Raw genomic sequence first — 5,275 nt, 5'->3', positions numbered from 1 at the left:
CACCAGCCGGACCGATGCCAGCCTGCCAGCCAGCCCCAGGCCAGCCAACACACAATTAGAGAAGGATCCCTCAACGCGCGATGCTTGGGTAGATGCCGTACCGCGGTGGGCGGACCTTGGGAGTGCGGCCGGGTTGACAAAGTCAGCCGGGTAGCTCGTGGTCTATGACGTGGGCGTGGGCGCGTGGTCGACGACGGACATTGAGATGCTCTGAGTGTCCGTTAGCACTGTGCCCGGCACGTCGTGACTCTCGGCGGTATACGAGCGGATGAATCCGGTGGAGGTGTCGACGACGATCGTCTTCACCCTGGCGTGGGTGGTGTCGGCACGTTGTAGGGTCACGATCGATCCGTCGCTGGACACGACGTTGATGCCAGGGATCAGTGCGAGGGCGCGGAAGGCCGCCGCACGCAGGTCAGGAGGCATCAGAGCGGTCGTGAGTGGGTCGCTGAACATGCTCATCACCCAGTCGTACCCCTGACTCTTTTCACCGCGCGCGAGAAACCAGTTCAGCAGTTCCTTCGGATCCCGCGGCATCTCCGCGTAGAAGGGGCGCCACGTGTCGATGGATGTTGTGAACTTGCCTCTGGCGCGTTGTTCCGGCGTCAGGGCTCCGTCATCACCGCCTAACAGCCGCTCAACCTTCCCGAACCCTCGCGAGTCGGGACCCAGCTGAAGGAACCAGTCCTTTGCGCGGTCAGCTGGAACGTAGAGCACAAGCAACGAACTACCGGGCGCACGACCGGTCCCGCCCCCGGCCTCCGGATCCGGGTCGCCCGAATAGGTAGTCGTATCCGTGACCCGCAGGTACTGGCCGTTGGTTAGCGTGGTGTCCACGGCGTTGATCGTCACGTTCGCGGCCTGTCGGAGCACGGCAGCGGCCGCCGGCTCGGGGTGCGGCGGGGCCAGGACCAGCCCCGCAACAAGCGCAGCCGCCGCCAGCCCCGCCACCACGACGGATCCTCCGATCACGCGCCGACGAACCGGCCTCCGCACACCGGTCAGCTGCTTTCGAGCGGTCTCGTGCAGCAACTTCTGCCGCGCCTCCTCCAACTCCACATCCGTGATGGAGGGGACGTCCTGCCCTATCTCACGCACCCGTTCCAAGATGTCCATCCGTCTCCTCCTTCGCCATCCACGTCAGCCGTACCGCCGCACGCGTGCCCGGCGGCGCGAGCTTTCTGCGCACCCGGTTCAGCCGAGAGCGCACCGTCCCGACCGGCACACCGAGAGCGAGCGCGACCTCTTCATAGGTGAGATCACCCCACGCATACAGCAGCAAGGTCTCGCGGTCTCGCGCCGACAACGCCGCAATGCGCGGCACCAACGCCCGGAGAGCGGCAGTGGCGTCCGTCCGTGCCGAGGCCGCGTCGATCTGCCCATCGCTGGTGTGGTCGCCTCGGGACACCGACGCCTGGAAAGCCCGCCATTGTGCAGCTTCCTGCGCCCTGTGCCTCTTCACGATCCGGGAGGCGATACCCAACAGCCATGGCCGGGCTGAATCCCATGAGGCGTCGAAGTCCGCCCGGCGTCGAAAAGCGACGAGCATCGTCTCACTGAGCACGTCTTGCGCTGCATCCGTACCCACCCGCCGCGTGGCGAACGCCGCCACCGCACGGGCGTGCAGATCGAACAGCTCCGCGAACGCCTTCGGCTCGTCGACGGAACGGCAGATGATGTCAGCATCCGTGCTCATATGGTCTATTGCACGGACGCGCGGAACTGGTTCACGAAAACATCATGCCGAGCAGCGCTCCCCGAGATCCGGTGCCGCGGCCGTGCCGGAACGGCAACACGTTGATCGATCCCTCATCGGGCGGATCGTCCCGGTCGGGGGTCGTGCTCGGGTGCTGTGACGCGGCGGCACTCCTGCGCGGATTGTGCGAAAGTGCGATAATCAGAGCATGTCCGAGACGATTGCCCGTACTTCCCTCCGCGACCGCGGCCAGATCACCCTGCCCAACGCCGTGCGGCAGCGCCTGCACATCGCCTCGGGGGACGAACTTGAGTTCGACGTCGAGGAGGAGAGCGGGCGCGTCTACGTGCGGGGGCTGAAGACGATCGCCGCCGATCAAGCATGGTTCTGGACCGACGAGTGGCAGGGGCGCGAGACGGAGGCGTCCCGCGACTACGCCGAGGGTCGTACCCGCGTCTACCGCTCTGGCGAGGAGTTCCTCGCGACGCTCGAGCAGTAAGCCGGGCCGTGACCCCGACCTTCGAGACCGGCGCATCCTTTGAGCGCGATCTGAAGTCGCTGACGCCTGAGAATCGACGGCGCTTCGCCACTGCTGTCGCCCAGCTGGTCGAGGACCTACGCGAGAGGCGACTCCCTCGCCCCGGATTGCGTGTCAAACGCGTCCAGGGAGCCAGCGGCGTGTGGGAGCTCAGCTGGGCACCCGACGGGCGCGCGACCTTCACATACGGCCCCGAGGTGATTACCGGCGAGCCGCACGTCCAGTGGCGTCGCATCGGCACTCACGACATCTTCAACCGGCCGTAACCCGGCGTGTCGCACCCGCAATGCAACACGCGAAACGCACGACGATCCCTCAACGTGCGCTCAGATCCATCAGTCGCTTGGGATGCACGGACAGGGATCCCCTTGCGCACCATTGCGCGGTTGAGCTCGAACCGGACTTGGATGCGCCTTGTTGCTACTCCGCGGCGATGGCTCGTCGGGGGGACCATCGTTGGGCAAAGCGCAGATCGGCGAGTCCGAAGCGGCCGTCGGGTAGCGCGGCGCTGATCGTTTCGTCGTCGAACGGTCGAGAGGGGCGGAGGTCTTTCGGCGGCTCGGGTGCGTAGGGTGCGGGCTCGTTGACGCCTTCGGCGAGCATTCGTGCTTGCGCTTTGGCTAGGAGTGGGACGACCATCGTCCATTCGGTCAGTTGAGCGAGTACGCGGATGGCCCAAACCGGTGTGGGAATGATCACGGGTGCAATGCCAGCAAGGTGAGAGATCCGGCGTACGGCTTCGCTGAGGGTGAGTTCTTCGGCGCCGACGACCGCGATGGTCATCTGGGACAGGCGCCCGTGTATGGCTGCGAGCAGAACGTCGACTGCGTCGGCGACGGGGACGGGCCGGATTGTCTTCTCCTGGAAACCGACGGTCGCAAATATCGGCACGGTGCGCACGGAGCGGGTCACGTGGTTGATCAGGTGGTCACCGAGGCCGTAGATCATCCCGAACTTCAAGACGTTGTACTCGAGCCCGGAGTGCCGGACGAGCTCTTCAGCGGCCCACTTGCTTTCGTGGTAGGCCGAGCCGCACGCAGGTCGCGCACGCAGAAAACTGACCATGACGAGCCGCTTCACGCCCGCCCGGCGGGCTGCCTCGATCACCGCGCGAGTGCCCTCGATGTGCACGCGTCGGAAAGTCTGCGTGCCAATCTCGCGATTGATGCCCGCGCAGTGGGCGATGGCTTCGCAGCCGACGAACGCCGCCGCCAAAGCATCTACATCGTCGATCGCGACGCCATTGCGGCGGGAGATGCGCACAGTGTCTGCGGGGTCGAGTCGCTCGGCGAGATGACTCCCGACGAATCCTGTGCCGCCTGTGATCGCAATCCGCATGCCCTTGCCCTTCGCTTCTTAGCAACGAAGCTAGACTGTATTTAGCATTGATGCTAGATTGCGAATATGACGGATGCTGCGACCGATGTATTCGCCGCTCTCGCCCACCCGACCAGGCGGCAGATCCTGCAAGACCTGAAGGACGGCGAGATGGCAGCCGGGGCGATTGCCGCGCGATTCAAGGCGACCGGCCCGACCATCTCGCGGCATTTGAGCGTGCTGCGGCAGGCGGGCCTGGTCACCGAGCGACGCGACGCCAACCGCATCCTTTACTCCCTTGTCGGCGACCGACTGGCACTGTCTGTCGGCGACTTCCTCTCGACGGTATGCCCGGAGCAGATCGTCCTGCGCGAGGTCCGCAAACGCTCTACCTCCTCTCGTCGGGGCCGCCCGACGGAGGCGACAGCATGAGTGCGTTCGGCTCCCTCAAAGCCCAGCTTCGACGTCGGCTTCTGATCAGCTACGCGGTCGATCCGACCGTTGCGGCGCGGCTTCTGCCGCAGCCCTTCCGCCCGCACCTGGTCGAGGGTCGGGCGGTCGGTGGATTCTGCGTCCTCGGGCTGCACTCCGTTCGCCCGGGATGGGTGGCACCGTCCATCGGAATCCGGACCGAGAATGCCGCCCACCGAATTGCCGTGGAATGGGACGAGGGTGAGCGAACTCGATCCGGCGTTTACATCTTCGAACGGCACAGCTCGTCACTGCTTCCCGTCCTGGCCGGAGGGCGGTTGTTCCCCGGAGTACAGAAACACGCCCGCTTCGAACTCAAGGAGACCGCGACGCACTTCCGAGTCGAAATGAACGCCCGCGACACATGCGCCCTGGCCGATGTTGAGCTGAGCCAGGAATGGTCAAGCTCGCTGTTCCCGACCGTCCAAGCCGCATCGGATTTCTATCGCAACGGCGCGATCGGCTGGTCCCCGCGCCGCGACGGCCGCAGCGCCGAACCCATCGAACTCACCTCAGATGCGTGGGCCGTCCAACCGGGCCACATCAACGAGATCCGCTCGTCGTTCTTCGACTCGCTCCCCCGCAACGCAGCGGAGCTCGACAGCGTCGTGATCATGCGCAATCTGCCCCTCGTCTTGAACATCCCGCCCACTGCCGGCCTCAACCGAGGCGCACCACTCCCAGCCCACGCGTAGACGCATGTCCGCAAAGGATCCGTCATCGGGCGGCCCTCATGGTGTTCGGCAAAATGGATCCGTGATCGATGTTGCGCTCTTCGACCTTGACGGTGTGGTGCGCCACTTCGATCCGAGCAATGTCCGACGTATTGAGGTGAGGCACGGGGTCGCGGCGGGCGCGATTGAGCGTTTCGCGTTCAGCAGCCCGCTGATCGAACAAGTCACTACGGGACGGCTTTCCCGGCGTGATTGGGTAGCGCGGATCGCCGAGCACGTGGGAAACCCGGATGCCGCGGCGGAGTGGGGGCGCCAGCCCTTTCGCGCCGACCGGGCAGTGCTCAGTCTTGCGGACGAACTTCGAGCGCTCGGGCTGCGGACCGCGATCCTCACCAATGGGACTGACACCATCCCGGCAGAAGCGGCGGAGCTCGGGCTCGACGCCCATTTCGACGAGATCTTCAACTCTGCGACCATCGGCTTCGCCAAGCCTGACCAGCGGGCCTTTCACCCGGATCCACCGATGGGTGGTGAGTTGAGGTCGGCGAGTTAAACGGAGAATGCCTATCTGATCAGGGA

The 5,275-nt window shown here is 65.3% G+C and carries 7 protein-coding genes; 4 read left to right on the top strand and 3 right to left on the bottom strand.

What is annotated here, in order from left to right:
• Nucleotides 1–162 precede the first annotated feature (162 nt).
• Together ACYVDK_RS16790 and ACYVDK_RS16785 are read right to left on the bottom strand one after the other, a co-directional pair.
• Complete coding sequence (locus tag ACYVDK_RS16790; protein WP_460523859.1) at nt 163–1,116, bottom strand: hypothetical protein; 954 nt, start codon at nt 1,114–1,116, stop codon at nt 163–165.
• Nucleotides 1,091–1,696, bottom strand: coding sequence for an RNA polymerase sigma factor (locus ACYVDK_RS16785; RefSeq protein ID WP_460523857.1), 606 nt, complete (start codon nt 1,694–1,696; stop codon nt 1,091–1,093). Before ACYVDK_RS16785 ends, ACYVDK_RS16790 begins: the two co-directional genes overlap by 26 nt.
• Before the next feature lie 208 nt (nt 1,697–1,904).
• Here ACYVDK_RS16785 and ACYVDK_RS16780 point away from each other — a divergent pair, with 208 nt between their 5' ends.
• Nucleotides 1,905–2,195 carry an AbrB/MazE/SpoVT family DNA-binding domain-containing protein gene (locus tag ACYVDK_RS16780; RefSeq protein ID WP_460523855.1) on the top strand — a complete coding sequence of 97 codons (291 nt, stop codon included), beginning with the start codon at nt 1,905–1,907 and terminating at the stop codon, nt 2,193–2,195.
• A 459-nt stretch (nt 2,196–2,654) separates the two neighbouring features.
• Here ACYVDK_RS16780 and ACYVDK_RS16775 read toward each other — a convergent pair whose 3' ends face one another.
• Nucleotides 2,655–3,572: a Rossmann-fold NAD(P)-binding domain-containing protein gene (locus tag ACYVDK_RS16775; protein ID WP_460523853.1), complete on the bottom strand. Its 918-nt coding sequence runs from the start codon at nt 3,570–3,572 to the stop codon at nt 2,655–2,657.
• A 66-nt stretch (nt 3,573–3,638) separates the two neighbouring features.
• Between ACYVDK_RS16775 and ACYVDK_RS16770 the strand changes: the two genes are divergently transcribed.
• Genes ACYVDK_RS16770 through ACYVDK_RS16760 form a run of 3 tightly spaced genes read left to right on the top strand, consistent with a single transcriptional unit; the run spans nt 3,639 to nt 5,249 of the window.
• Nucleotides 3,639–3,983: a metalloregulator ArsR/SmtB family transcription factor gene (locus tag ACYVDK_RS16770; RefSeq protein WP_460523851.1), complete on the top strand. Its 345-nt coding sequence runs from the start codon at nt 3,639–3,641 to the stop codon at nt 3,981–3,983.
• On the top strand, nt 3,899–4,717 hold the full coding sequence (locus ACYVDK_RS16765; RefSeq protein WP_460523849.1) for a DUF2071 domain-containing protein: 819 nt from the start codon (nt 3,899–3,901) through the stop codon (nt 4,715–4,717). Before ACYVDK_RS16770 ends, ACYVDK_RS16765 begins: the two co-directional genes overlap by 85 nt.
• A gap of 4 nt (nt 4,718–4,721) precedes the next feature.
• Nucleotides 4,722–5,249: an HAD family hydrolase gene (locus ACYVDK_RS16760; RefSeq protein ID WP_460523847.1), complete on the top strand. Its 528-nt coding sequence runs from the start codon at nt 4,722–4,724 to the stop codon at nt 5,247–5,249.
• Nucleotides 5,250–5,275 lie beyond the last annotated feature (26 nt).

The sequence above is a fragment of the Humibacter antri genome (genome assembly GCF_054777235.1).
Note: the sequence above shows the minus strand (reverse complement) of the source record. Positions and strands in the feature narration are given on the sequence as shown.